The organism is Nitrosospira sp. Nsp1 (genome assembly GCF_900100985.1).
GTDB lineage: Bacteria > Pseudomonadota > Gammaproteobacteria > Burkholderiales > Nitrosomonadaceae > Nitrosospira.
In genome coordinates this window covers 141,306-167,932 of the sequence record NZ_FMUF01000004.1, presented here as the reverse complement: position 1 = coordinate 167,932, position 26,627 = coordinate 141,306, and the positions used below count along the sequence as shown (strand labels likewise).

The following is a 26,627-nucleotide window of genomic DNA, read 5'->3' as shown; positions in this document are numbered from 1 at the left end:
CAACATCGATCAGCCAGGTTACAAAAATAGTCGGCCAATTGAATATTCAAGCAATATGATCACTGAAACCGACATTCATAATGCAAAAATCCTGATCGTTGACGACCAGGAATCAAATGTCCAGCTCCTGCGAAGCGTGTTAAGCACTGCAAACTATACTTCCATCAGTTCGACGATGGATCCCTATAAGGTTTATGAATTGCATCGGCAAAATCGTTATGACCTGATTTTGCTTGATCTCAAAATGCCCGGCATGGACGGATTTCAGGTGCTCGAAGCCTTGAAGGAGATCGAAGCGGACGGATACCTCTCCGTACTGGTCATTACCGCTAATCCTGACTGTAAGCTCCGCGCGCTCCAATCCGGGGCAAAAGATTTCGTCAGTAAACCGTTTGATATGGCCGAGGTGCTTGCCCGGGTTCATAATCTGCTGGAAGTACGTTTGTTGCATCAGCGATCACGCAGTTATGCTAAAACGCAGGAATTCATGGCACTGCATGACCCTTTGACTGGGCTATCCAACAGGCGGCTTCTGGTGGAGAGAGTCTCCCAGGCAATTATCCACGCAAAAAGATATGACAGCATTATGGCGGTTATATATCTGGATCTGGATGGTTTCAGGCAGATCAATAACACCTTGGGTCACGACGTCGGCGATTTGCTTCTAAAATTGGTCGCAGCACGCCTGGTGGCGGCTGTACGTCAGGAAGATACCGTAGCGCGACTTGGTGGTGATGAATTTGTGATCGCAATGCCGCATGTCAGTAACGTCAACGGTGTAGCACTTGCAGCAGAAAAAATTATCAAAGTGCTGTCACAACCCTATAGTATTCAGGGAAATAATGTTTGGGTCACAGCGAGTGCGGGTATCGGTCTTTATCCGTTCAATGGCAAAGATGTCAATACGCTTTTGAAAAATGCGGACGCGGCTCTGCTGGACGCCAAGCAGGCAAACAAGAATACCTATCGAATTTCGGAGCGAGCATATATGTGATGGCCAATTCTGTTTCGCGTAGACTCACGAGCTCGATTCGAGTTTGGCAAGGTATTTCCGTGTCAACAATATAAATTCGTCAGGAAAGAATAGAGTGGAATATGGATATCGAGTGCGCGGTACCCGTTCCGCTCCGTGTTTATCCCGGACAGACGTGCTGATAGGCTCCACATTCTGGTCGGGGATGGCAAAAGTCAGTTACTGAGAAATAGTTGCTTTTACCATTACCATCTACAGAACGATGGAGTATCTTAGGCAAATTCGAAAAAAATCGATTAATTGCCAGTGAATAGGGAACAGAAAATGATTAGTACTCCCGACATTCTTAATGCTAAAATCCTGATTGTCGATGATCAGGAAGCTAATGTCCGGCTGCTTGAGCAAATGCTGAGCGACGCACGTTATACCTGTATTGCCTCGACAATGAATCCACGCGAGGTATCCGAGCTCTATCGCCAGAGTCGTTATGATCTGATTCTTCTCGATCTGCAAATGCCGGGCATGGATGGCTTTCAGGTGTTGGAAGCCCTGAAGCAAATTGAACCGAAAGGCTATTTGCCAGTACTCGTAATCACTGCCCAGCCAGGTCATAAGCTGCGAGCGCTTCAGGCCGGTGCAAAAGATTTTGTCAGCAAGCCATTCGATCTGGTCGAAGTCCAGACACGTATCCACAACATGCTGGAAGTACGCCTGTTATATAAGCAACTCGAGGATTATAATAAAAAGCTGGAACAAACCGTGGCGGAGCGAACTGCGGAACTACGCGAGAGCGAAGCGCGCTTTCGCCGGTTGACCGAACTGGCGTCTGACTGGTACTGGGAACAGGACGAGAAGGGGCATTTTACCAAGGTTTATGGACCCGTCCTCGACATGCTCGGGATCGGGGTTGACAAACTGATGGGTGAGCATAGGGAAGATAGTGGAACGCGCTGGAATGAATCCGAGTATGCCGCGTTCAAGGAAAATATCACGGCACGACGGCCTTTTATCGATTTTGTCTACAGCCGCACTAAAGCCGATGGCGCCAAGCAATATCTGATGGTTAGCGGAGAACCGATGTTCGACTCGTCTGGCCGCTTCATCGGTTATCGCGGAATAGGTAAAGATGTTACCGACAGTATGCGGTCAAAACAAAATTCCTAACCTTTGTTCCGATCCCCGAATGAACCCCGGGTTTACCAGTAGCTGGACCGGTGGAGTTAGCGCAGCATAATCAACCGGTATCAGGTCAGCCAACTGTTATCAGGTTAAATTACGCCGCCAAAGCTCCGCTTCCGGATGAGTAATCCGACAAAATAATCGGGATCGGGGAAGCAGCGAAAACCTTTTGCTCTACCTCCACCGAACTGTTCAAACGTTCCCTATAAGTCTACTAGGGGCGATTTCACCCTCTGCGGTTATTTTTCCCAATCCCAGAAAACGTTTGGTCTGATCGTACAATCGAATCTTTTGTCCCTCGGATAGGCAATCCTGCGAGAAATAGTCGCAGATCACACGTCCTTGAAGCAAAGATGCCGCCGCCGCGGCATCCAGTGTAGCGGTCGCCAGGTCCCGCATGAGAATATCGACCGGAAGCAGACAGCAGTCTCGCTGCGGCAGCGGCATAGCTTCAAGCGCATCCAGCGTATAAGCTTGCGATAAGTCAAAATTATCAACAATGCTTCGGCGCAAGCGGGTGAGATATGCCCCACCGCATCCTAGCGCCTTGCCTATATCTTCAGCCAGCGTGCGGATGTAAGTACCCGAACCGCACTTGACCAGGATGCGTAAACCATTCCCCTCGATGGCCTCGATATGCAAATCATGAATAATGGCTTCACGTGGTTGCCGCTCGATTTCCAATCCTTCCCTTGCGTAAGCATACATGGGTTTCCCCTGATGTTTCAGGGCACTATACATCGGCGGCACCTGCATGATCGTGCCGGTAAATCTTTTCAGTACCGCCTCAATCTGCTGCGGCGCCAACTTCAAATCGCTGGGTGCTATTTCGCTTGCAACTGAAATTTCACCTTCGGCATCGCCGGTTGTACTGATATAGCCCAGCCTCAGCGTCGCTTCGTAGGCCTTGTTCGCCCCAAGCAATGCCGACGAGAACTTTGTAGCCTCCCCGAAGCAAATGGGCAACAGGCCGGTTGCCATCGGGTCAAGCGTACCTGTGTGACCGGCCTTATGCGCTGCAAAGATGCGTTTAGCTACCTGCAACGCTTGATTGGACGAAATGTGGGCTGGTTTGTCGAGCAGCAGGACGCCGCTGATGTGACGCTTGACGCTTGCAGGTTTTAGAACACGGTTCAATATGGAGGTGATCTATACCTGATCGGATACAGATCAGGTATCATCCGGTTCGTTTGCCGGCGCCTCTTGTGCTACGGCCTCATCTATCAGTTGGGATAAACGCACACCGCGCTCGACCGACTCGTCATAAATGAAATGAAGTTGCGGGATTACTCGAAGCTTCAATCGATGCATCAAGTGGTTGCGTAAAAATCCAGATGCGTTTTCCAATCCTTTGCCGGTGAGGAAATTGTCGCTTTCGCTACGCAGCGTCGTGTAAAAAACTTTGGCATGCGCGTAATCCTGGCTCACCTCGACACCGGTCAAGGTGATCATGCCAATACGGGGATCGTTGAGGTCGTTGCGAATCAGGTCAGCGAGTTCACGCTGAATCTGGTCGGCTATCCGCAGCGAGCGGGAATAATCTTTAGGCATGATGATCCCATCCGGTGCGGCAGTTACAAGCTACGTGCAACTTCGACGATTTCGTATGTTTCCAGTTGATCCCCCACCTGGATGTCATTAAAGTTCTTCAGTGATAAACCACATTCAAAACCCGCTCTCACCTCTTTCACGTCGTCCTTGAAACGCTTCAGCGAATCAAGCTCGCCTGTGTGAATGAGTTCGCCATTGCGTATCAGCCTGGTTAGCGACCCGCGCTTGATGACGCCCTCCAGCACCAGGCAACCCGCCACCGCGCCCACTTTAGAGATGCGAAACACTTGGCGTATCTCTACCAGACCCGTAACGTTCTCCTTGCGGTCAGGGGTCATCATGCCCGATAGCGCTGCCCTGATTTCGTCCACAGCCTCGTAAATAATACCGTAGTAACGCACATCCACTCCGGTAGAACCGATGAGCTTGCGCGCCACCGTATCTGCGCGGCTATTGAAGCCAATCACAACGGCTTTGGAAGCGAGCGCAAGATTAATGTCGGATTCGGTAATCGCCCCCACACCGCTGTGGATAATATTGACTCTGACCTCGTCGGTGGAAAGCCCTTGCAGCGCATGCGTCAGCGCTTCGTAAGAACCCTGCACGTCGGCTTTGATGATAAGCGCGAGTACTTTGACCTCACCCTTCTGCTCAAATACATTTTCCAGTTTGGCCGCCTGTTGTCTGGCAAGCTTTACGTCGCGGAATTTGCCTTGGCGGAAAAGTGCGATTTCGCGAGCTTTGCGCTCATCCGTCAGCACCACTACCGTTTCGCCAGCGACAGGAACTTCTGACAAGCCTTGAATTTCCACCGGAATGGAAGGTCCGGCCTGCTCCACCGGCCGACCGCTTTCGTCGAGCATTGCACGCACTCGGCCAAAGACGGCGCCTGCCAGCAATATATCACCACGCTTCAAGGTTCCCGACTGAACGAGTATTGTCGCCACCGGGCCACGGCCTTTATCCAGGCGCGACTCGATGACGATACCTTTGGCGGGTCCGTCCGTTACGGCCCCGAGTTCCAGCACTTCAGCCTGGAGCAGTACGCTTTCGAGCAATGAATCGATGCCTTGGCCGGTCTTGGCGGAAACCTCGACGAACATCGTATCGCCACCCCAGTCTTCCGGGACGACTCCCTGCGTTACCAGTTCCTGCCTGATACGTTCTGGATTAGCGTCGGGTTTATCTACTTTTGTTATTCCTACCACGATCGGCACTTTGGCGGCCTTGGCATGGTGTATCGCCTCGATTGTCTGAGGCATTACGCCGTCATCCGCCGCTACAACCAATATAACCAGATCGGTAACTTTGGCGCCGCGGGCGCGCATGGCGGTAAAAGCTTCATGGCCGGGCGTATCCAGAAACGTGACCATGCCTCTTTCAGTTTCCACATGATAGGCACCAATGTGCTGAGTAATCCCGCCAGCTTCTCCGCTTGCCACACGTGTACGACGTATGTAATCGAGAAGCGAAGTCTTGCCGTGATCGACGTGTCCCATAACGGTAACTACCGGCGCACGCGGCTCCGTCTTCGATCCCGCTCCGGGTAGTTCCGTGTCCGCCAGAAAGGCTTCAGGGCTATCCAGCGCCGCATATTTGGCGACATGGCCCAGTTCTTCCACCACGATCATGGCAGTTTCCTGGTCCAGCATTTGATTGATAGTTACCATATTCCCCATTTTCATCAGGGTCTTGATAACCTCTGCGGCTTTAATCGACATCTTCTGCGCGAGCGCCCCGACGGAAATGGTCTCAGGTACCATTACCTCATGGACAATCGGTTCGGTGGGTACGGAAAAGCTGTGAGCGCCCTGGTCTTCCGTAGTCGCTTTACCGTGTCTATCTCTGCGCGTACGCCAACCCTTGACGCTGGATAAATCGCTCCGTGTCTTGAGTCCTCCACGTTTCTCGACCCTGTCGTCTTTCCAGACCACTTGCTTGGCCTGCTTCTTTTTCTTTTCGGCCTTCGCCGCCTTCTCTTCCGGCTTGACTACCGGCTTATGCAATGTTCCTTCGGTTGGAGCAGGCTGGGCCGCCTCAACCGCAGGCGCCACCGATGGGGTACCGACAGGCGCAGCAGGTATGGGCTCGGGAGTAGCAACGGGTTCGCCCGGGACTGCGGCAGCCGGCTCAACTTCCTCGATATTAACTGCCGGCTTTTGCCGTTGTTTCTTTTCCCTCAGTTCCGCAGTCTGCCGTGCGATCAATTCAGCCTGTGTTCTCGCTTCCTCTTGCCGCAAGGCCTGCTGTGCCGCATCCACCACCGGCGTGAGAACCGGCGCAGTCGTAACGGGAACGGAAATGACAGCGGGTTCCGCCGCCTTTGTCTCGGTCGTTAAATCACCCTTCACAAACACACGCTTCTTGCGCACCTCTACCTGGATACTCCGGGCTTTGCCGGTGCTATCCGACTTCTTGATCTCGGAAGTCTGCCGACGCGGAAGAGAAATCTTGCCCTTGTCCTCATTGGCACCGTGGATTTTGCGCAAATAGTCGAGAAGCTGGGTTTTATCGCTTTCGGTCAAACTATCCTCAGTCAGATGCTTGCGGATACCGGCGGCCCGGAGTTGCTCCAGCAGCACTGCAGGAAGCACACCCAGTTCACTAGCGAATTGTTCTACGTTCATTTGAGACATTGATAACCTTTAATAACCTATGCCCTGTCTGCCGAGGCAAACCACGGTGCGCGCGCCGCCATGATCAACTGCCTGGCTCGTTCAGCATCCATCTCGACCATTTCAATCAGGTCATCCACAGCCAGATCGGCGAGATCCTCCTGAGTATTCACCCCTTTGGCCGCCAATTCACGCGCTGTCTGACTGTCCATACCCTCCAGAGAAAGCAGGTCTTCTGCTATATTCTCCACTTTTTCCTCGCTGAAGATCGCCTCCGTCAAAAGAGCGTTACGAGCTCGAGTGCGTAGCTCATTGACCGTCTGCTCGTCAAATGCCTCGATTTCCAGCATTTCATTGAGCGGCACATAAGCCACTTCTTCCAGCGTGGTAAAACCTTCCTGCACGAGAATATCCGCCACTTCCTCATCCACATCAAGTTTTTCCATGAAGAGGTGCCGGAGCACGGAAAATTCCTCTTCATTTTTTGCCTGTGACTCTTCCATCGTCATGATGTTGAGCTCCCAACCCGTCAACTCAGACGCAAGCCGTACATTCTGGCCTCCACGTCCAATAGCCTGGGCAAGGTTATCTTCATCCACCACGATGTCCATGCTGTGCTTTTCCTCATCCACCAGGATGCTGCTGATTTCGGCGGGCGCCAGCGCATTGATCACGAATGTAGCGGGATCGTCGGACCATAAAATGATGTCCACTCTTTCTCCGGCCAGTTCGCCAGTTACCGCCTGCACCCTCGAACCCCGCATACCTACGCAGGTACCGATCGGGTCAACGCGCTGATCGTGAGACTTTACCGCAATCTTGGCACGTGAGCCCGGGTCCCTCGCTGCAACCTTGATCTCCAGCAGACCTTCCTCTATTTCCGGCACTTCCAGTTCGAACAGTTTTACGAGAAACTCCGGTGCAATCCGTGACAATATCAACTGCGGACCGCGGGCGGTCCGGTCGATCTTGTATAAATAGGCGCGCACCCTGTCGCCGACGCGCAGATTTTCCTTCGGGATCATCTGATCGCGGGGCAGTGCCGCCTCAACCCTGCCGGACTCGATGATTGCGTTGCCACGTTCCATCCGTTTGATGGTCCCGGTAACCATGTATTCTTTACGTTCCAGAAAATCGCTCAGAATCTGCTCGCGCTCAGCGTCGCGAATTTTCTGGAATATCACCTGCTTCGCAGCTTGAGCGCCGATACGCCCAAACTCCACCGGCTCCAATACTTCCTCGATGAATTCATCCAGTTCGATTTCAGGATTGCGCTGCAATGCTTCGCTCAACGGAATTTGACGGGCAGGCTCTTCCACAGCATCGTCCGCCACTACCTGCCAGCGGCGCAACGACTGATAATCGCCTGTCTGGTGATCGATCGACACACGCACATCAGCGTCTTCGTGAAAACGCTTTTTTGTAGCGGATGCCAGCGCCAATTCAAGCGCGATAAAAACAATGTCTTTCTCGACATTCTTTTCGCGCGCCAGCGCATCCACCAAAAGTAAAACTTCGCGCGTCATGTTACCTCCAGCCAATCTCTCTCGAATAATTACAATTTTGGAACCAGACGAACCTTCTCGAGATTGTTTAGATCCAGATCGAGCATTTTTCCGTCTACTTCCAGCTTTAATATCCCGTCGTTCACTTCACGCAAAATTCCGACGAAATTTCTTTGACCCTGTAACGCCACGCGTAGCCTCAGTTTAACCGACTCACCCGCAAAGCGGATGAAGTCAGCGGCCTTTTTTAGCGGCCTGTCCAAGCCGGGCGATGAAACTTCCAGTCGATCGTAATCGATGTTCTCAACCGCGAGCAAGCGGCTCAGATGATTGCTGACGGCCCCGCAATCATCTACGGTAATACCGTCGGGTTTGTCAATGAACACACGCAACATTTTCCCTCGCGAAGACCGCTCCACTTCGACGAGCTCATAGCCCAGCCCGGTCAAGGTCGATTCAAGCAATTCATACAGATCCATAGTGCCGGCACAAACAAAAAATGGGCTAGAAAGAGCCCATAGTCATTGCTATTTTAGCAAAATTTTATACTTAATGAAATAGACCCCTGTTTGAATTATAACTGGTTGCGTCAGGGAATATCTGTTTCCGTTTAGCGCTTATTCAGCGGTTCCATACATATTATGAATTTATGAATGATACAATTTCACCGATCTCCCAAATAAAAACTCATTGGAGGCATCCCGTGGCCGCGATCAAATCCATTCTGAATGAAACGCGCATTTTTCCGCCGGACCCGGCGTTTGTTCAACAAGCCAATGTGTCCGGCATTGAAGCTTATCATGCCCTCTGCGCCGAAGCTGAAAAAGACCTTCCTGCGTTCTGGGGCAAACTGGCGCGCGAACACATATTGTGGCACAAACCGTTCACGCGCGTATTGGATGAAACGAACCATCCCTTCTTCAAATGGTTTGATGATGGCGAGCTGAACGTCTCGTTCAACTGCCTCGACCGGCATCTGGCAACCCAGCCGGACAAGATCGCGATTATTTTCGAGGCGGATGACGGCACAATCACCCGTTCCACATACCGTGATCTTCATCGCCGCGTTTGCCAGTTTGCCAATGGTCTGCGATCTCTTGGCATCAAGAGAGGCGATCGTGTCATTATCTACATGCCGATGAGTATCGAAGCCGTAGTGGCAATGCAAAGCTGTGCTCGCATTGGTGCGACGCATTCGGTCGTATTTGGTGGCTTCTCTTCCAAAAGCATTCATGAGCGCATTCTTGACGCAGGTGCAGTGGCTGTCATTACCGCCGATGAGCAACGGCGCGGTGGCAAAGTCAACCATTTGAAAGCCGCGGTGGATGCAGCGCTTGCCATGGGTAACACCGACTCCGTGAAATCGGTCATTGTATATAAGCGCAGTGACGACAACCTGCAACTGCAAGAACGCGATATCTGGTGGCACGAATTGATCAGGGACCAGAGCGACACCTGCGAGCCGGAATGGGTCAATGCCGAGCACCCGCTATTCACGCTCTATACCTCTGGTTCCACCGGCAAACCAAAAGGTGTGCAGCACTCTTCCGCGGGTTACCTGCTGGGCGCAATCACAAGCATGGAGTGGATTTTCGATTACAAACCCACCGATATTTTCTGGTGTACCGCCGATGTGGGCTGGGTTACGGGACATAGCTACGTTACCTATGGTCCGCTGGCCGTGGGCGCCACCCAGATCATCTTCGAGGGGGTTCCCACTTATCCCGACGCAGGCCGCTTCTGGAAAATAATTCAGGACCATAAAGTCACCTCGTTTTATACAGCGCCCACCGCGATCCGGTCGCTAATCAAACTGGGGCCCGACCTGCCCGGAAAATATGATCTTTCCTCTTTGCGCCTGCTCGGTTCGGTAGGTGAGCCGATCAATCCGGAAGCGTGGATGTGGTATTACACCGTTGTTGGCCAGTCCCGCTGTCCCGTTGTGGACACCTGGTGGCAGACCGAAACAGGCTGCCACATGATTGCCCCCATGCCCGGTGCGGTGCCGCTCAAGCCCGGTTCCTGCACGCTGCCCTTGCCTGGCATCATGGCGGCCATTGTGGATGAGGCAGGTCATGATCTGCCTAACGGCAAGGGCGGGTTTCTTGTCATCAAACGCCCGTTTCCGCCACAGGCACGTACTTTATGGGGCGACCCGGAACGCTTCAAGCAAACCTATTTTCCCGAAGAACTTGGCGGCAAGTACTATCTGGCCGGCGATTCCGCCAACCGCGACCTGGATGGCTATTTCTGGATCATGGGGCGTACCGACGACGTATTGAACGTTGCCGGTCACCGTTTAGGTACCATGGAAATCGAATCCGCGCTGGTGGCCAGCCCCCTTGTCGCAGAAGCGGCAGTGGTAGGCAAACCCGATGAAATCAGGGGCGAGGCCATCGTCGCATTCGTGGTGCTCAAGGGCGAGCGCCCGGAGGGCGAGAATGCCCACAATGTTGCAATGGAATTGCGTGACTGGGTATCGAAAGAAATTGGTCCTATTGCCAAACCCGATGAAATCCGCTTCGGCGATAATCTCCCGAAAACCCGTTCAGGCAAGATCATGCGGCGCTTGCTTCGCACCCTGGCCAAAGGCGAGGAAATAACGCAGGATGTTTCTACGCTGGAAAACCCTGCAATACTTGAACAATTGAAGCACCCGATAGCATAGAGGGTTGGATAGCTTGACGAATAATCGCCTTCATATCCAGGCAGAAGCATCGGCTGAAGCCCCACCGCTGCCCGTCCGCCTGCCTCGGGTCACCGACTACGACCATGGTATCAGCGCTATCGACGCGGACTATTTCCGCACGGGGCTGGCCGCGATTCACCTGATTGTCGAGGCGGGAAAAGCGGCACTGGTGGATACTGGAACATCATCTTCCGTCGCCGGCCTGATGGAAATCCTGCACCAAAAGAATATCGCCCCGGTGGATGTAGCGTACGTGTTCCTGACCCACATACATCTGGATCACGCCGGAGGTGCGGGAGAATTCATGCATCGTTTTCCCAATGCGAAACTGGTGGTACATCCCCGCGGTGCGCGACACATGGCCGACCCCGCCAGGCTGGTTGCAAGCGCAATGGCAGTGTATGGAGAAGCGGAATTCAAACGTGTCTATGGGGTTATCCGTCCAGTGGAGGCAAATCGCATCGTTGAGGCACCCGATGGATTCAGTCTGGATTTCAATGGCAGGCCGTTACTTTTTCTTGATACGCCAGGCCACGCACGTCATCACTACTGCATCTTCGATAAGCAAAGCCAGTCGTTTTTTACCGGCGACACGTTCGGCATCTCCTATCGCGAATTCGATGTGGACGGCATGGAGTTCGTGTTTCCGACCACTACGCCGGTGCAGTTCGATCCGATAGCCGCGCATGCCTCGCTGGACCGGCTCATGACCTACAACCCTTCTTATGCTTTTCTTACACACTACGGCCGCATCGGCCATTTGCCGCGCCATGTGGCCGAGATGCACGATTTGATCGATGCCCATGTGTCGATAGCCCGGAAATTGCACGATGCGCCCAACAGGCATTCCGCACTAATGGAGGAACTTGGAGAGTTGCTGTTACAGCGAGTTATCGCACACGGCTGCAAATTGCCGGAGGAAGAAATTCGTTCTCTGTTAAACCTGGATGTTGGGCTGAATGCGCAGGGACTGGAATACTGGCTGGATCATGCGGGAGGAAGCAGTTGAAGTCGATACGGTATCGCAAACCGCAGGATGTCTTTGGTAAAGGAAACCCGGAAATCTGAAGCTGAATATTTCTCAGGCCGTTTCCATCTGCCTTACTCTCTCAAAAAAACATACCGCCGCCGCTGCCGCCACGTTCAATGATTCCGTTCCACCGGGCATGGGAATGCTGATTTCGTCAGTGATTACTTGCAGCACCGCATCAGACAAGCCCACGCCCTCGTTACCGAACACCAGTGCGATCGGCCCCGTCAATTCGGTCTGGTAGAGACTGTTTTTTGCTCTCAGGCTGGTAGCAATTACCTTGCCGCCAAATGCACGCGCCACTTCCGGCAGATTGGATTGTTCGTGAATATGCAGAAAAAAGTGTGCACCCATCGCGGCGCGCAGCGTCTTGGGTGACCACGCATCCGCGCAATCATTGGATAAGTAAATATCCGTCGCTCCTGCGGCGGCGGCGGAGCGCAGTATGGAGCCGATGTTTCCAGCGTCTTGTATGGCTTCGAGCAATACGCAAAAACTTTCATTTCTTCCACGCTTGTTTTGATTCCTTGCAGGTTTACGTATGAGGATGATTTCAGCCGAGGGGACGCGTGCCAGCGCCATGATACCGGTTGGAGTCTTGACTGGAGAAACCTCGCGAAACAGCGAGTCGCTCAACACAACCAAGTTCAAACTTTCCCTGGGTTTCCATTCCTCCAGTAAGCGTTTTATTTCCGCGCTTTCCCCACCCGACTCGCTCATGATGAGAACTTCCGGCTGTCCCAGTGCAACACGATAGGCAGAGACCAGATGTACGCCATCGAGCAGTGTCAAGCCGGCTGCTCTGCGCTGCTGTGCAGACCCGGCCAATTTGATCATTTTCTTGAAGAATGGATTATCGCGGGAACTGATAAATTTCATGATTAGACTGCGAATAGCCTCAGCGGCTATTTGTATCGACCGCCCCCACTTCAGCCTCATCTGCTTTTCCGAATGGTTCCATCGGAATCATCCGGTATCTGACTTCCAGAATTTCCAGTTCTTCAGTGCCACCCGGTGCGTGCAATGTCACCACGTCCCCTTCCCGCGCCTTGATCAATGCGCGTGCCATGGGTGAAATCCAACTGATGTAGGCTTTGGAAGTATCGATCTCATCCACGCCTACGATAGCAACTGTTTTTTCATCGCCTTTTTCATTGGCAAATGTAACGGTTGCGCCGAAAAAAATACGGGTCTCGTCATCCCTGGGTGCGGCTGGGTCCACTATTTCCGCCATATCCAGGCGTTTGGTCAGAAAACGTATACGCCGGTCGATTTCACGCAGGCGCTTTTTGCCGTAGATATAGTCGGCGTTCTCCGAGCGGTCGCCATTGCTGGCAGCCCATGATACTGTAGCGGTCACATGGGGGCGCTCTTTATTCATCAGCCATTGAAACTCGTCCATCAGCCGTGCATGGCCGCCGGGGGTGATATAGTTTCTACTACCGGCAGGTAAAGAAGATGGAGTGTCGATAACCTCTTCTTCAAGATCATCAGCCGGTTCTGTTTCCTTGGTAAACGCTTTGCTCATATTCTGATATCGCGCCCGAAAATATTGATATTTAAAACAACTGACCTTCAGGCTCAGGCCCACTATTATTGGATCGTTACAGCGCCGCAATAATATCCGCTCTCAAGTAAACCAGCTTATCCTGGCTACTCCATCTATGAATAACAGCGCGTCTGTTTGGCACCGTCTCGCTGCAGCGCCGCATCATGGCATGTTTCTGGCTGGAGCTCTGCAAGGTGCGTTCACACTGTTATGGTGGGTACTCGATCTCGCTAGGCGCCATGATATTGCGCTGGCAATCGGATACTTCGCGAATATGGTGCTGGGCATGGCTTCGCGTGTCACGCTTGGGCATTCGGGAAACTTACTGGTGCTGGACAAATTTACCTGGCGGCTGTTTATCGGTTTCAGGCCGTAGTTTTGCTGCGGATATTTCCCGATCTTTTGCCTGACGCTTTCGGTACGGCTACCATGACGCTATACCTCCTGGCGGGACTGTCCTGGCTGATCTGCTTCACACTCTGGGCAGTTCGCTATGTTCCCCTCTACTGGCGACCGCGGATCGATGATAAACCGGGCTGATCACTCGTCGAGTGACAACGATATCACGCGGGCATCATGGTCATTAATTATTTCCGGCAATCCGCCGCGCTTCTTGGGTAGCGCCCAGCAGTCCGATTTTTGGATTCATGACCACATGCACCGGGATATCCTCCATCAATGAGGAAAAACGTCCTTTGTCGCGAAACGCTTTCATGAAACCGCCTTCTCTCAGCTTATCGATGATCCGGGGGGCAATACCGCCCGCCACATACACGCCATTACGGCACAAGCCCGCCAGTGCCAGATTCCCGGCATAAGCGCCATAGATCTCAACAAATAAATCCATCGCTCTCATTGCGATGGGATGTTTTTGGTTGAAAGCCAGGTCTGATACTTGCGCCGCGCCATCGGGCTTCAGCCGCACCTGCACCAGCGCTGGCGTGCTATTCAAGTCCGTCTGCAGAAAATTGAAAGTATTGGTCAATCCCGGCCCTGACAGTATCCGCTCGATCGATACATGGCCAAATTTCTTCCGCAAATATTGGAGCAGGCGATCCTGCAATTCATCCGCGGGAGCAAAATCCATGTGCCCTGCTTCACTGGACAAGGGTATATAGCGGCCGTCTTGCCATATGAGCCACGCCACACCCATGCCCGTGCCTGCGCCAAGCGTAACCCGAAGCTCCATAGCAGAAGGCTTCCCTGCCTGCAGCGTTGCCAGGTCACTCTCGGGCAGGGTTTCAATACCCAGTGCCACGGTTTTAAAATCGTTGATGAGTTTAACCACAGGAATGGAAAATTCTTTGGTGATAGCTGCACTATCCATCACCCAGGGCAAGTTGGTGAGATTTGCCACCTGTTGCGTGATCGGTCCCGCCACCGCGAAACAGGCGCTTACGGGGTTGGAGCCAATGCCCAGCGCCATCGTCTCCCGCAAAAACTCCCTCAGCATATCGGAAAAACACGCGTATTCCTGACTGGCATAACGGCGTTCGCAGCATACCTGAGCGTCGCCGTCCTTCAGTTCAGTTGCCTGTAGCAATGTCTTGGTTCCGCCAATATCACCGCTGATGTAATATCCGGTCACGATTTTCTCCAACGTTGGGCAGGGTCCTGACGATAAAACAACATCAACTGCTCATATACCCCAGGAAAATGTAGCTTTACCGACAAGGGTATTTCAAAAAATGCCTCGCTCATTACTGCGAAGAACTCCGCGGGATCCTCGGCCGCATAGGGATCCACTTCTATCGCCTCATCCGCATCGACGCGTCTGCAAAAATCTGCATAAGCTTCACTGAAAGCTTCGCTCCATGCTTGCCGGCTCATGTCCGCATGCAATGGCGGGAATCCGTTGGCATCGCCGTTCAGCATGTCGAGTTTGTGCGCAAACTCGTGTATTACGACGTTATACCCCAACTCGGCTTCAGCAGCAGAAACATCCTCCCAGGAAAGAATCAGGGGCCCGCCGAGCCAGGATTCTCCCGATACGGCCTCGGCCGCATGATGCACCACTCCATCTTCGTCCACATACTCATAATTGCGAATGAATTCACTGGGGTAAACGATAATTTCGACCCAGCCATCGTAATAATCCAGGTCGAGATTCAGGATCAGAATGCACGCCTGCGCTGCGATCAGCACATGCATTTCATCGGTGACGATCAGCCCGTGCGCGCCACTTATCTGCTTTGAATGAAGAAACAGAGTGGCGTATTCACGCAGTCGTTCTAGCTCAGCCGTATCAAGGCCGCGTAAAAATCTCAGGCGCGTTACGGCCTGTCGCCAGATATCATCAGGTATGGATTCATTTTTAAGGATGCGGCGACGATACCAGGCTTTGAAGTTCGAAAGCATAGAGATTCGGAATCAGCCATCGCCGGGTTCCAGCACAGGGGTTTCCACTTCTGGAGCTTCCAGTTCCACCGCGTCGATCCGCGCAAAGCGCTGACTGATCTTGCGGCTCGAAACGTGTACCTCTTCCACATCCTGATTAGCCTGACGGATATGATCGGCAAGCTTCTTCATGCGCTCGTCGAATCGCGCAAAATCCTTGCCGAGCCTGGAGAGTTCATCCTTGATGATATGCACCTGCTCGCGAGTTTCGATATCTTTCAACACCGCGCGCGCAGTATTCAGCACCGCCATCAAGGTTGTCGGTGAGACTATCCATACCTGCTTCTGCATGGCGTAATCGACCACATCGTAGTGATAAGCATGGATTTCGGCAAAAACGGCCTCCGCCGGCACAAACATCACCGCGCCGTCACAGGTTTCCGGCGGCAGAATATATTTGCCGGCAATATCATCCACATGCTTCTTCACATCCGCCTTGAATTGCTTTTGGGCCAATGCCCGGCTGGCTTCATCCGCATGGCGGTCAAACATGCGATGAAAGTTTTCAAGGGGAAATTTCGAGTCCACCGCCACCATGCCGGTCGGTGGAGGAAGCCTCAACACGCAGTCGGCACGGCTACCGTTGGAAAGCGTGTGCTGCATCGTATAGGCGGCAGCAGGCAGAATATTGCGAACCAGTGCTTCCAGTTGTACCTCGCCGAATGCGCCGCGGGAACGTTTATCACCCAAAAGTTCCTGCAGGCTCACCATATTGGTGGTGAGGCTATCTATTTTTTTCTGCGCCTCATCAATAGTCGCAAGCCGCGTCATGACGCTGGTAAAAGTCTCGTTAGTCTTTTTGAACCCTTCGTCAAGACGCTCGGTAACATGGCCGCTGATCTGATCCAATCGCGACTCTACCGTGCCGCGCAACTGCTCGGAGGTTTTACCGAGCGCCTCCGATAATCGGTCTCCCTGCTTTGCCAATCCCTCGTGCAGGTCCTTGAGCATGTCGCGGTGTTTGTCTTCCATCGACTTCGCCTGATGCCCCAACAGTTCGCGCACCATTGTCGAAAGCATGCTGAGCCTGATCACCAGAAAAGCCATGGTGACAAGCAATATGGCGGCGGAAGCAATAATCAGCAGGGGTCCGGGCATGATGTTGTAGAGTATACCGGAGAAAATAGGACAACTGGACATATGGAAAACATGACCAGGGCGCCACAGGAGAAATTCGCCTCATTGAAAGGCAGTTCGGCATCTACAGCGCTTAATCAATCAGATCAGGGACGCAGTTCTGGTTTGTCCTTTTTTGCAACAGAGCCAAATTTCTTAATGTCTCCGGCTCCAGAAGTCTGACTTAGGCCAGCGGCATTCGTGCTGATAAAATTTATTGCGTGTTTTAAGGTAGCCGTTGAAATGGTTTGTTATATCAAGCTGGTAGGATGCAAATGCGTCTATCGTATTTCGAGTCAAGTTATTTGCAATAAGACGGGCCGCTTGACACGCGGTGGAAATTGCGAAACCAATACCCATTGATGATATCGGGTCAAACGCGCTGACCGCATCGCCAACCGCGATAAAATTTTTGCACGACGAAAAATCCGTTATCTGTGACGCAGCATTGCGAACCCAAGGCTTATTTGAGCATATTGACGCGCCCTTAACCCGCATCTTGACGTGATTCGTTTGCTGTAACAGTGCTGCCCAGTTATCGCCTTGATGCAGTTGATGATGCGATACGATATCGGCATCGGAAAACAAAGTTACCACCATCGTATTATTGGGTAATAAAGCGCTATACCACCACCCCAGTTCGGCTGCCTCAATTAAATATTCATGGGCAAGCATGGTTTTCGGGTCATGGTTAAAAAAAGTTCCTACGCCCACCAGATTATCCAGTTTCCTTGGGGCAGCGCCTACCCGTTTACATATGCTTGCGTTTCGGCCGGTTGCATCCACCAAAAACTTTGCCTCGACATAAAATACACCTTGCACAGGATGCTTGAGTTGGATTCGCCAACCGCCATTATCAAGTTTATCAACTGACATGCACCTGGTTCGTGGAAATATGCGTCCTCCTCGATGAACAACCTGTTCAACCAATTTAAAATCGAATCGTTCACGATCCAATTGAAAACTGGCCTGCTCGGTCGTGAATATTGAATCACGGCAATTGGGCCTATCACTGCCCCAATACGATGTGCCACTGTAAGAGGGAATAAAACTCCCCTCGTCAAATTCATCTTTGTCAATTATCAAATAATCCATCAGGCTGAAAATGCTCGCCGAAACCTGCTCTCCCACGCGAACCTGGTTGAAATCAGACTGCTCAACCAATATAACGTCAGAGCTTGAGTAATTAAGGAGAGCAAGTGCGGCGGAGGCCCCAGCAGGGCCTCCGCCGAATATCAGCGCATCGGTTTGATGAACAATGCTATCCACCGCCCGTTAACGCCTGCTGCGCGTACCGGAGCGAGGCATGCCTAAACCACCGCTGGCAACTTCAATGGGTTTAAATGCGCGTTGTTCGAGAAACTCCACCATTTTTGCAGCACGCAGACTCTTGGCTTTAATTACGTCTTTCTTTTTTTCGATATAAAAAACGGGAATCTGGGTCTCGTTGTCTTCTGGATTTCCGCTTATAAGACCCACACCCACGTCTTGATAAGAGAACAGCTCATGGTTACGCTCTGTTTCTGTGAAGTATGGAAAGCCTGTGTCTTGCGGGTTGGAATCCCGAATAAATGCCAATGCTGACCAATGCTCCACCATTTGCACAAACGTATTAATGCCGCGCGCGTAATTCATTTGCTGCCCTGCAGGCATATGAGATTTAGCCTGGCCTTCGGCGGTAAGATCGCCGGTTAATACATCCCAGGGGCTTTGTGGTGGCCACCAATACGTATAGTAGGTTGGTGGCATTGGTACTTTCTGCTCTGATTTATTCACGTTGGGGTCTGTAAAATTTACGTACTGGACCGTACACTGAAAAAAATCAGCTTGCCATGGGCACGCCATTCTTTTGGTTAAATCACCGGGCTCACAGCCACCCCCTTCGCACTCATCCCGCGAAGGTGACAAACCCGTTTGGTTGTATCCATTTTTACCTTTTTGATCCTCGATAACATAAGGCGCAGAGTAGATATTCTTGTTTTGCAAGCTCCAGGTCACTTCTATACCCGGGCACATCGGCAGCCCAACGCAATTGCCCACGCCGGCTTCATCCATTACATCAACGTTGTAAGGCTTAAAAACAGGATCGCTTACAAAATTTCCATTGGCCCATTGGTTCAGTAAAAAATACTGGGTTTCGTTAAGCGCTAAAAATTTTTCTATGATGTCATTACTCACCGAATTACTGCCGGAGTTCAATGGCATTTGTGGAAAATGCCCTCCCACAGTTTCCTTAAACAATATTTGCTGCGGTTGATCGGAAGACGGGTTCTGCTTGTCGTCTGGCTGCCGAAAAAACGAGAAATAGTGTTGGCGATTGGCCTTATTCGCGTCGCTGCTGTCGGAAAAGTCAAAAACATTGGATGAAAACGCCATCATGGATTGAACATTAGCCACCCATTGATAGCGCCCAGTGCGTTGGATAATCGGCAATATGTCACGCTGATAATTCGCCTGGAACGATTTACAAAAAGCACCGTTGACATACATCTCTGGAACCAAATTAAAGCACCGAACGCCTAAATCAAACATGGTGTCGCTCAGCGTAGAAATATTTACAATCTCCGGCGCGAAATCTGGTGAACCAACAATTACCCACGCCTGTAATTCTTGTGCGGGCGATCCGTCGTTAAAGGTGATTTTGCAATAAACCGGCCCATCTGCGATATCGTCGTGCCATGTGTCTGACCCACCATAACTGGTAAGAGGCGCATTGCCACCGGCGTTGCCGTATGCGCCCAAAACGATCAGGCGGCCTGCATCGTCTGTGATCAAGTTGCCCAGCGTGGTTACGTGATTACCGTAAAGAACGACTTCCGACGGGTACGTCGCCGGATAGCCGTCTGGTACAGAGCTTTTATCAAAACCAATCGTTTGACGCGCCCCCGACACGCTTCGCGGCCCTGGGTCCACAATCAGCTTTCTGCGATCATCATCTTTCACATTAGGGTTACGTAATGCGACGCCACGACTTTGATAACTGTTATTTTCACCATAAAGCAAATTTCCTTTCAATTCTGCATATTGGTACCAAGCGGCTTTTTTATTGGCCAAATGTACCGTCCACTCGATGGATTCGACATTAGCGGAATTCAATGTCAATTCGCTGCCATCGGCCTGGTATACTTTAAAAGGCTGACCTTGCCTGCGTACCTGGCCAACGTCGTCTTTAAAATGGACAATAGTGCCTTGCTTATTGCCGTATTGATCCGCTTCAAAAGGCAAACCACCGATCGATTCTGGTGATAGACAAAACTGACCTTTGCTACTCCCTAAACGTGCTACCCCAATCGAGGGGTGGATCTTGCATTGCATGACAGCATCTCCATTTTGTAATAAATGAATAAAACCACTTTATCAATAAAGCCCCATTAGCTAGATCCAGCTAACGTGCCATTAGCCCAATTATGCTTTTCGACTTGCCCTGCTCTATGGTTGAATTTATTGGACGCTTCCCGAAGCGTTGAGGCTGGAGATTGCTGTATTTGCCCCTGCCTTGATGCGGATTGAGATTCCCATGTTCGTTTCCTTTTGTCTTTTTGTTAATGTTCTTTATCACCTCTCGCGAGCCTTGACATTTTTTTGACCCCGAGAGTTGGTCGAGTTTAGTTGCTTTCCTTGAGCGCCAAATCGAGAATAAGAAGCAATAAACAGCTTCTGTTTGACCATTTGACCTGCTCACAGGAATTAAATAGAAGGCACTCGTAGCGATCCTGGCCTGCGTGATGCACGCAGAAGCGGGCTTCATGGGCAAGCTTTGGGAAACGTTGTTGACTCAACAGATGGCGAGCGGAGGGGTATGGGCAAAGAATGACGACAAGCGGCGATCGCATTGGACGCCGGAAGGGGTATTCAGAATGTGGTGCATCAATCAGGGACGAGACCGGAGCACCCCCTTCTCCGAATGGGCCGGCAAAGGATCAGGTTTCACTTGAGAACACGGACACGGGCTGCCTCATCGCACCGGGATCTCGGCGAGCTTAAACCCCTCCGTAAGTGAATAATCCACTTCTCAAAGGTGCTTATGCAAATTAGACCCCCACACTCCGTTGTTATATAGACCGGTGATAAAGATGGAGGATTGGCGGGAACTCGAAAATTATCTCGCGCGCGTCTCGAAGGATCGGATTATCGCGGCGGTGGCGGAAGCGGCGTCGGCTGACGGTTCGAACGGTATTCCGCACAAAGACTGGCCGTACGCTCGGGCGTATTATCCGGTATTCTGCCAAACGTCGCAGCATGTCTCTATTCAATTGCTTGGCTTCCATGAGCAGAGCAGATCCGAAAGGGACAATGGCTTGGCTGAAAACGAGAAAGTCGCAAAAGAGAAACCGCTTCCTTGTGGCTCAGGATCAGGCCAGCTTAAACACTCTTGCGGCATGCGACATGAATCCGAGCAAACCCAAACCGGTTAGCAGCGTTGCATAGGTCTCGGGCTCGGACACAGCGGTGAGCAATTGGTCGCAGTCCCCGGATGTTGGGCACGACGCACCCCACCCCAACCCATCAAATTAGCGGGTAATTATTGCGCCGATTTGTTACCTCATGCCCATCGGATAATACCGCTCGCTTTCCATCTGGTGCCTTTGCCATTTGTTCTGACGTTGCTTGACGCGATCCTGATAGCTGCTGACTTCTGCCGTATCTTCTTTTTTTTCCGCTCGCTCCTTCCTGGCTTTTCTACCGACCCGGCGTCTCTCTTCCGTAGCTTTCCGTGCTTCGTCCGACCTTAAATCCTTTGGCCTCACCTCTTCCGAAGCCGAGTCCCATGGCCTCGATTCCCATGATTTCGATGCCGACGGCTTCGGATCCCATGGTCTCGCCTCCCAAGGCTTCAGCTCGCGATTTTGCTGCCCCCGCTGTTTTACCTGATTCTTATCCGGTTCCTGCTGTCCCGACCGGCTGTCCTCAAATGCTGTGGCAGGCTGCAGAACCAGCATCATGAAGGCAATAAGTGCTATGCACTGAACACACAAAATTTTCATAATTGGGCTACTCCCCTGCTATTGATTCACTTCGTTATTCATGACCCGCATTATGAGCGCGGCAACCATCCTTATCTATTAAACTCTTCCTACAACGGCAGATTCTCTTGCGGAGGATAGAAAATTCTCAAGCCATCCGTTTGTGCCCAGGGCGTTATCACATGTACCTTCCGTCCCTGCGTATTGATGATATCTTCAACCCGTGCCCCACGTACGGTAAGCGCATCGGCGATCAACGAACGATGGCAGCGCCACGGAACCGCTTCGGCACACATCAGTGCGCACCGTTCCTTCTCGGCAAGTTCCATTACATCCTGCACATTCGAGGCGAATTCCGGCGTTTGCATGTAATCCGCATATCCGCGAAAAGAGACGTTGCGCCAAGCCCCGTTGATCGAATCCTTATGCGCATGCCGCAGCCCGCCAAGCCCCGGCATATGCGTATATTTGATACCTGCTACTTTCAGGGAGCCGGGTAGCGTTTCCTTATTGAATTGCGGATTATGCCGGGACCGCGGTACGGTGCGCACATCAAGGATATGCGTGACCTCGTTCGCTTTTAATACACCAACGAATTCGTCCAATGGGTGCGTGGAATGCCCAATCGTGCATATCAAAGGCTCGGATGCTGATTGCTGTTCACTCATGGCGTTAGCTCTTCCCCGCTCGCTGGTATCCTCTATCGGTACGTAAGCACCGGAAACACTCCCACTATGGAAAACGTCGAAGGACGATGAAAGTCAGTCCAACACTTACGTTAACATTCTCTTCTTATACACAAGATAATTGCAGAGAGTTGACGAAGCTCCCTCCGGGGCATCCCTATATGCCTCAGCCGCACGCTACTATGGCGCCTTTACCGCCGGAGGTGCTGAAATGCACCCGAAGCGGGATGCGTTGAGTTCCACATCAGCGCGCTCCCAAGCCTTTTTGAAACGCGCCTCGATGAGCGCCGCCTGATCATCCTTATTTTGCAAGCGCAGCGCTTGCAGCAGACCATAAAATGCCCATCCGTTGTTACGATTTCGTCTCAGGTCTTCCCAATACACCGTTTCCGCTTCGGCTGGGCGCCCCGATTCAAGCAGGATAGCGCCCAGCGCCAGCCTTGGCGGAGACTGCCATTCCGACGGTTCGGTATAAGCCAGGCTATCCTCAAGGCGGACCGCCCCTTCAAGATGCGCGATAGCGGTATCGAACTGCCCGCGAGCGGAGGCGATCTCGCCTGCGAGCACTTCGGGACCGATACTCAGGACCGCGCGCGCGGTATTGAGCGAAAAGAGCGGCCAGTCCAGCGATCCATTCATGATCTCACGCAACGCGTCCAACTCCTGCTCGGCTTGCTGCAACTGCCTCGTCGCGACAAACGCAAGGCCGCGTGCATAATGCCAACCGCCCTTCAAAAACGCGTTCGTCGACGGTGGCGCGGGCTCCTGGAGAATCTCATTCCATTTTCCGAACCTTGCATATGCCCAGTACGGCACAATCCGGAATACCGCTGTCGCCGGCACCCCCGCCAAAGCCGTGTCGTTGACGGTTCCCGCTACCTTCCGTGCCGATTCAATCGCCAACCGGCTTTGGCCATCCGCCGTTGCCGCGAACCACAGAAAGTGAATATTATGGGGGGTGTACATTATCGGGTACATCCCTTGTGCATGGCGATGGGCTAGATACGCCTCATCCGCTGCCATGGCGAGCTGATTGCTCTTTATCGAATCCGCATATCGGCCCACCCGCTGATAGATGTGTGACGGCATATGTACCACGTGCCCGGCAGCCGGCATCAGTGTAAGCAACGTATCCGCCGCTTTTTCCGCCCGCTCCGGTGTGCTGGTCGATTCGACGAGATGGATATAAAAATGTGCCGCGCCCGGGTGGTTTGGATTGCGCTGCAAGACAGATTCGATCAGTGCCACGATTTCAGCGGTTCCCTCAAGCGGATAGCCGTCGCGCATCCAGTAACCCCATGAGTTGAGGTCCATCATCGACTCGACATAGAGCGTTGCAATATCGAGATCGTTTGCGAATCGCTCATGCACATCCCGCATCGCATTTGCATAAGCTTTATCGTTCGCCTTCCGCTGTTCGGGGTTGCCGTTATAGCGTTTCTCGAGCGCGCTGATAAGCGCCCGTTCGCGGGGCGATGCTTTCGAATGAAGCGAGGCGGCTTTTCGCACGAGCTCCAGGGCGAGCGCCTCGCTCTCGGGTGCCATCGCTGCATTGATGTTGGGGCCGAGCACGAGCGCCTGCCCCCAATACGCCATCGCCAGCGAAGGATCAAGCCGCGCCGCTTCCCGGAAAGAGCGACCCGCCTCGGCATGGTTGAATGCGTAGGACAGGTTCAATCCCTGGTTGATATACTTCTGCGCCAGCTTGTTTCGCGTACTGACCGAAAAGGTATGCGAACCGAGGTTCAGCAGCCTCGGCGCGGCTTTATCATCAGTGTCCGGCTGATCCCGCTGTTCGGAATGCTTCTGAACGGACCCCGATGACACGAATGCCGAACCTGGCTCTTCCGCCTGGGCAAACGCAGCGGCAATGCCCCCGGTCGTCGCTACCAATCCCAATGTGATTAAACGAAGAATAAAGTGAACTTGCATAAACGTTACTCCTTGATGATCGTTGATTCAGCAATCGGCAGCGCGGCATCGGTTGTTCAAGATATTATGTACCGATAGTAAACAGTAAACACTATAGACTATAGACGAAAACCGGGTTGCTCATGGGACGGGCAGGTATCCGAGATAAATCCGCGTGAACGTCAGACAAGTCGCTCGCTACTGTAAATCCGTATTTCAATCGCGATCACGGGGGTTGGCGCACGTTTTTCAGGTGTGCCAAACCGAAATGAATGAAGGCCAGCGCCGTCAGCACTGGTGCGAACAGGTTTAAAATCGGTATAAATTGTACCAATCCGGTCAGCAATCCCAAACCCCACAGTAACGACCGCCGGGAGGAAAATATCGCACGCATTTCGTCCTGGCTGGCGTGCTCCGCCAAGGCGTCATAACGGAACAGGCGCTGGTTCAAATACGCCGTGGCAATAAATGGTATGACCAGGCCTGCCCCGATCAACCACAAAGGAAGCGTGATCAGCCAAATAGCGGCGAATATTCCGAGGGCAATCAGCGCATTGAGCAGGCTACCAGCGAAACCGCCACCATTTTTGCGTTCAAGATGCGGGTAGTCACGGTCAGCCACCAGACGAATCAGGGCAGGCATCGCGAATAAGGCGGTGATCACCAGCGCGGTAATGAAAACGAGCGGCACGAACAGAATCAGATGCGCGATTGCCTGAATTCCGTAGGCGACCCACCTTGGTTCGACACCTTCGAGCCAGGTTTGAATGCCGATCGCCGTGAGGCCGCTCGCAATCCATCCCGAGAATGTACTCCAGAATGCGACGCCTAACAGGAACCACAACAGGCTAGCCGCCAGGATGGGCCAGATGACGATCCACAAAACCTGAAACTGGAATAAATCGCGGAACGCACGCGAAAGCGCTTCGAATACCGAGGTCACGCGTTCTCCTTCTCAGGCCTTATTCGATGTCAATGCAGCCGTTAATTTTCGCCGAACCTTTACAGCGGTTGGAAGATCGCCTTGATGTCATGTCCAGGCCACCTCGATCCCGCGCCCATCAATCTGTGAATTCACCCATCAACCTGTGAATTCAAAACGTAACATCGCTGAGACGTCCCAACAAGTATCCGCTATAACGTATGCCAGTCATTGAATTCCACTTTCGCAATCCGGGTCCCAGTCGTATGCAAAGGAGTTGTACCAGGTAGTATGCTCCCAGATTTCCTCACACACCTCGCCGCAGATTTTTCGCTCGAACCCGCACATGCCACCCAGTTTAAAGCGTGCCGTATACGCACCGGCGGCATCGCCTCCCTTGAGTTCAAGGATAACCTGCCCGCTCTGCTCAGAAACGTTCAGGGAGCGCGTATTAGTGAGATCTTTATAGAATTTCTCGGGAATAACAAATTGTTTACTGCCTATGAAGACGAGAAATGTTTCAGTAACAAACTTTGGAATACCACCATCCACGCCCCATGTGCCCGCGTCAGCCTCGTGGCATTCTCCCCTTTTGCATTGGCGCTCGCGGAATGTAACAGCAACCGTTTGGCCCGAGGGCAGCAAATACGTTTGCTCGTGCGAAAACGGCGTGATCCCGGTTTGTGCAAGCGCACAAAAAGACCATATAGCGGAACCGAGGAACAGAATTTTGAAGAAACTCAACATAAGAAAACGACCATTAATTCTTGTTATCAACTGAGCCCTGTTCGCGCCGCTGGCAACTTGGCGGACTCAAAGGAAATCGGCTGCAAAAGCGTCTGGCCGGTTCATAGTTCACCGTTTTTTCGGCCAATAGAATAACTATTGACCTTCCAAATCCCTCAAAATCTGCCCTCATCCAGTCACTTTTCGCTGCGATTATTCAAGTTCGACACTGCTAGGCTATTTCCAGGAATATTTTTTCGGTTTCCGACGCAATCTTCAGTTTTTCGAATAGCCGATTAAAGGCCCATCGGCTTTCACCGATGAAATTTTCAGTTTTCGTCTCACCGACCAATATGCATCCTTCCGTGTTTGCGGCCGTATTTCCGCTATGTATCCTGACGCCTTCATAGTTCGGCACATTCAGAAGAAGCGGAAGCTGTTTTTGAAACCGCTGTGAGAAATTGATGATCACTTCATAGCGACCGGATGGTATGGCTGTCTTTCCGGCAATTTTGACCGGTCTGACTTTATCTTCAAGCGTGTAGCACTCAAACACGCCATTTACCGATAACTCGCCAATCGTGCTTTCTTCAGAGAAATCTGTCCTTTTAATTTGCAACTCCATTTTGGCTGTCCTTGTATTCGGGGATATCATGGAAATGGAACATCAAGTGTAACGGACGATTCTGATGATCGATGCTGAAATTTTTATAAAAATATCCTTTACGGAATATTAAACCTAAATCCGGTAGTTGATCGCTCATTTGATAGATCAGCATATGATTAATAACAATATTTCATATTATTTGACGCT

24 protein-coding genes and 1 pseudogene are annotated in these 26,627 nt (G+C 52.0%); 6 read left to right on the top strand and 19 right to left on the bottom strand.

The genetic code is table 11. From position 1 onward, the window contains the following. The first annotated feature begins 55 nt into the window (after positions 1-55). Complete coding sequence (locus tag BLP78_RS04055; protein WP_090456892.1) at positions 56-994, top strand: GGDEF domain-containing response regulator; 939 nt, start codon at positions 56-58, stop codon at positions 992-994. A gap of 303 nt (positions 995-1,297) precedes the next feature. Then, positions 1,298-2,137 carry a response regulator gene (locus BLP78_RS04050; RefSeq protein ID WP_090456769.1) on the top strand — a complete coding sequence of 280 codons (840 nt, stop codon included), beginning with the start codon at positions 1,298-1,300 and terminating at the stop codon, positions 2,135-2,137. A 207-nt stretch (positions 2,138-2,344) separates the two neighbouring features. Here BLP78_RS04050 and truB read toward each other — a convergent pair whose 3' ends face one another. The 5 genes from truB to rimP are packed head-to-tail and all read right to left on the bottom strand — an operon-like array spanning position 2,345 to position 8,302. Continuing rightward, positions 2,345-3,292, bottom strand: a complete 948-nt coding sequence (truB, locus tag BLP78_RS04045) for a tRNA pseudouridine(55) synthase TruB (RefSeq protein ID WP_371128853.1) — start codon at positions 3,290-3,292, stop codon at positions 2,345-2,347. A gap of 30 nt (positions 3,293-3,322) precedes the next feature. Beyond that, positions 3,323-3,703, bottom strand: a complete 381-nt coding sequence (gene rbfA, locus BLP78_RS04040) for a 30S ribosome-binding factor RbfA (RefSeq protein ID WP_090456765.1) — start codon at positions 3,701-3,703, stop codon at positions 3,323-3,325. A gap of 23 nt (positions 3,704-3,726) precedes the next feature. Then, positions 3,727-6,339 carry a translation initiation factor IF-2 gene (infB, locus tag BLP78_RS04035; RefSeq protein ID WP_090456763.1) on the bottom strand — a complete coding sequence of 871 codons (2,613 nt, stop codon included), beginning with the start codon at positions 6,337-6,339 and terminating at the stop codon, positions 3,727-3,729. Between the two features lie 17 nt (positions 6,340-6,356). Next, entirely contained in the window at positions 6,357-7,844 is a 1,488-nt protein-coding gene (nusA, locus tag BLP78_RS04030) for a transcription termination factor NusA (RefSeq protein ID WP_025041560.1), read from the bottom strand. Positions 7,845-7,873: 29 nt separating this feature from the next. Beyond that, entirely contained in the window at positions 7,874-8,302 is a 429-nt protein-coding gene (gene rimP, locus BLP78_RS04025; RefSeq protein ID WP_090456760.1) for a ribosome maturation factor RimP, read from the bottom strand. Positions 8,303-8,526: 224 nt separating this feature from the next. Here rimP and acs point away from each other — a divergent pair, with 224 nt between their 5' ends. Together acs and BLP78_RS04015 are read left to right on the top strand one after the other, a co-directional pair. Beyond that, a complete protein-coding gene (acs, locus tag BLP78_RS04020) occupies positions 8,527-10,491 on the top strand; it encodes an acetate--CoA ligase (protein ID WP_090456758.1) in 1,965 nt (654 codons plus the stop codon). A 34-nt stretch (positions 10,492-10,525) separates the two neighbouring features. Next, complete coding sequence (locus tag BLP78_RS04015) at positions 10,526-11,521, top strand: MBL fold metallo-hydrolase (RefSeq protein WP_371128852.1); 996 nt, start codon at positions 10,526-10,528, stop codon at positions 11,519-11,521. A 72-nt stretch (positions 11,522-11,593) separates the two neighbouring features. Here BLP78_RS04015 and BLP78_RS04010 read toward each other — a convergent pair whose 3' ends face one another. Both BLP78_RS04010 and greB read right to left on the bottom strand, forming a co-directional pair. Continuing rightward, positions 11,594-12,421, bottom strand: coding sequence for a TrmH family RNA methyltransferase (locus BLP78_RS04010; protein WP_090456756.1), 828 nt, complete (start codon positions 12,419-12,421; stop codon positions 11,594-11,596). Positions 12,422-12,440: 19 nt separating this feature from the next. After that, positions 12,441-13,070 (bottom strand): transcription elongation factor GreB, encoded by a 630-nt coding sequence (gene greB, locus BLP78_RS04005; protein WP_090456888.1) that lies wholly within the window; start codon positions 13,068-13,070, stop codon positions 12,441-12,443. Between the two features lie 136 nt (positions 13,071-13,206). Here greB and BLP78_RS16200 point away from each other — a divergent pair. Next, positions 13,207-13,631, top strand: a pseudogene (locus BLP78_RS16200) (NnrS family protein). Positions 13,632-13,674: 43 nt separating this feature from the next. Here the strand turns inward: BLP78_RS16200 and glk are convergent. The 5 genes from glk to lodA form a co-directional block, all read right to left on the bottom strand. Continuing rightward, positions 13,675-14,679, bottom strand: coding sequence for a glucokinase (gene glk / locus BLP78_RS03995; RefSeq protein ID WP_090456754.1), 1,005 nt, complete (start codon positions 14,677-14,679; stop codon positions 13,675-13,677). After that, a complete protein-coding gene (locus tag BLP78_RS03990) occupies positions 14,676-15,449 on the bottom strand; it encodes a M90 family metallopeptidase (protein ID WP_090456752.1) in 774 nt (257 codons plus the stop codon). The genes glk and BLP78_RS03990 overlap by 4 nt, the downstream gene beginning before the upstream one ends. Positions 15,450-15,461: 12 nt before the next feature. Further along, positions 15,462-16,586 carry a DNA recombination protein RmuC gene (locus BLP78_RS03985; RefSeq protein ID WP_025041569.1) on the bottom strand — a complete coding sequence of 375 codons (1,125 nt, stop codon included), beginning with the start codon at positions 16,584-16,586 and terminating at the stop codon, positions 15,462-15,464. 174 nt (positions 16,587-16,760) lie between these two features. After that, a complete protein-coding gene (lodB, locus tag BLP78_RS03980; protein WP_090456750.1) occupies positions 16,761-17,873 on the bottom strand; it encodes a lysine-epsilon-oxidase maturase LodB in 1,113 nt (370 codons plus the stop codon). 6 nt (positions 17,874-17,879) lie between these two features. After that, positions 17,880-19,919, bottom strand: coding sequence for a CTQ-dependent lysine 6-oxidase LodA (gene lodA, locus BLP78_RS03975; protein ID WP_090456748.1), 2,040 nt, complete (start codon positions 19,917-19,919; stop codon positions 17,880-17,882). Between the two features lie 431 nt (positions 19,920-20,350). Here lodA and BLP78_RS15500 point away from each other — a divergent pair, with 431 nt between their 5' ends. After that, positions 20,351-20,539: a hypothetical protein gene (locus BLP78_RS15500; RefSeq protein ID WP_090456744.1), complete on the top strand. Its 189-nt coding sequence runs from the start codon at positions 20,351-20,353 to the stop codon at positions 20,537-20,539. A gap of 417 nt (positions 20,540-20,956) precedes the next feature. On the opposite strand, the gene BLP78_RS16195 is transcribed toward BLP78_RS15500, so the two are convergent. From BLP78_RS16195 to BLP78_RS03930, 7 genes are all read right to left on the bottom strand, one after another. Further along, a complete protein-coding gene (locus tag BLP78_RS16195) occupies positions 20,957-21,049 on the bottom strand; it encodes a hypothetical protein (protein ID WP_371128851.1) in 93 nt (30 codons plus the stop codon). Positions 21,050-21,142: 93 nt separating this feature from the next. After that, the gene (locus BLP78_RS03955; protein WP_090456740.1) at positions 21,143-21,589 is read right to left on the bottom strand and encodes a hypothetical protein; all 447 of its coding nucleotides are present in this window, start codon (positions 21,587-21,589) and stop codon (positions 21,143-21,145) included. Between the two features lie 89 nt (positions 21,590-21,678). After that, entirely contained in the window at positions 21,679-22,236 is a 558-nt protein-coding gene (locus BLP78_RS03950) for a DUF488 domain-containing protein (protein ID WP_090456738.1), read from the bottom strand. A gap of 198 nt (positions 22,237-22,434) precedes the next feature. After that, positions 22,435-24,186, bottom strand: coding sequence for a tetratricopeptide repeat protein (locus BLP78_RS03945; RefSeq protein ID WP_090456736.1), 1,752 nt, complete (start codon positions 24,184-24,186; stop codon positions 22,435-22,437). Between the two features lie 205 nt (positions 24,187-24,391). Continuing rightward, complete coding sequence (locus BLP78_RS03940) at positions 24,392-25,108, bottom strand: EI24 domain-containing protein (protein ID WP_090456734.1); 717 nt, start codon at positions 25,106-25,108, stop codon at positions 24,392-24,394. Between the two features lie 207 nt (positions 25,109-25,315). Continuing rightward, on the bottom strand, positions 25,316-25,834 hold the full coding sequence (locus BLP78_RS03935; RefSeq protein ID WP_090456731.1) for a hypothetical protein: 519 nt from the start codon (positions 25,832-25,834) through the stop codon (positions 25,316-25,318). 211 nt (positions 25,835-26,045) lie between these two features. Continuing rightward, positions 26,046-26,438: a DUF5675 family protein gene (locus tag BLP78_RS03930; RefSeq protein WP_090456729.1), complete on the bottom strand. Its 393-nt coding sequence runs from the start codon at positions 26,436-26,438 to the stop codon at positions 26,046-26,048. Between the last annotated feature and the right edge of the window lie 189 nt (positions 26,439-26,627).

Bases quoted from the DNA above. Each gene is read 5' to 3' on its own strand.
- BLP78_RS04050 (WP_090456769.1), top strand. From the start codon at position 1,298: ATGATTAGTACTCCCGACATTCTTAATGCTAAAATCCTGATTGTCGAT.
- BLP78_RS15500 (WP_090456744.1), top strand. From the start codon at position 20,351: ATGGGCAAGCTTTGGGAAACGTTGTTGACTCAACAGATGGCGAGCGGA.
- BLP78_RS03930 (WP_090456729.1), bottom strand. From the start codon at position 26,438: ATGGAGTTGCAAATTAAAAGGACAGATTTCTCTGAAGAAAGCACGATT.
- greB (WP_090456888.1), bottom strand. From the start codon at position 13,070: ATGAGCAAAGCGTTTACCAAGGAAACAGAACCGGCTGATGATCTTGAA.
- BLP78_RS03985 (WP_025041569.1), bottom strand. From the start codon at position 16,586: ATGCCCGGACCCCTGCTGATTATTGCTTCCGCCGCCATATTGCTTGTC.
- BLP78_RS03945 (WP_090456736.1), bottom strand. From the start codon at position 24,186: ATGCAAGTTCACTTTATTCTTCGTTTAATCACATTGGGATTGGTAGCG.
- infB (WP_090456763.1), bottom strand. From the start codon at position 6,339: ATGTCTCAAATGAACGTAGAACAATTCGCTAGTGAACTGGGTGTGCTT.
- nusA (WP_025041560.1), bottom strand. From the start codon at position 7,844: ATGACGCGCGAAGTTTTACTTTTGGTGGATGCGCTGGCGCGCGAAAAG.
- rbfA (WP_090456765.1), bottom strand. From the start codon at position 3,703: ATGCCTAAAGATTATTCCCGCTCGCTGCGGATAGCCGACCAGATTCAG.
- rimP (WP_090456760.1), bottom strand. From the start codon at position 8,302: ATGGATCTGTATGAATTGCTTGAATCGACCTTGACCGGGCTGGGCTAT.
- lodA (WP_090456748.1), bottom strand. From the start codon at position 19,919: ATGCAATGCAAGATCCACCCCTCGATTGGGGTAGCACGTTTAGGGAGT.
- BLP78_RS04055 (WP_090456892.1), top strand. From the start codon at position 56: ATGATCACTGAAACCGACATTCATAATGCAAAAATCCTGATCGTTGAC.
- BLP78_RS03935 (WP_090456731.1), bottom strand. From the start codon at position 25,834: ATGTTGAGTTTCTTCAAAATTCTGTTCCTCGGTTCCGCTATATGGTCT.
- BLP78_RS03950 (WP_090456738.1), bottom strand. From the start codon at position 22,236: ATGAGTGAACAGCAATCAGCATCCGAGCCTTTGATATGCACGATTGGG.
- BLP78_RS03955 (WP_090456740.1), bottom strand. From the start codon at position 21,589: ATGAAAATTTTGTGTGTTCAGTGCATAGCACTTATTGCCTTCATGATG.
- BLP78_RS03990 (WP_090456752.1), bottom strand. From the start codon at position 15,449: ATGCTTTCGAACTTCAAAGCCTGGTATCGTCGCCGCATCCTTAAAAAT.
- BLP78_RS04010 (WP_090456756.1), bottom strand. From the start codon at position 12,421: ATGAAATTTATCAGTTCCCGCGATAATCCATTCTTCAAGAAAATGATC.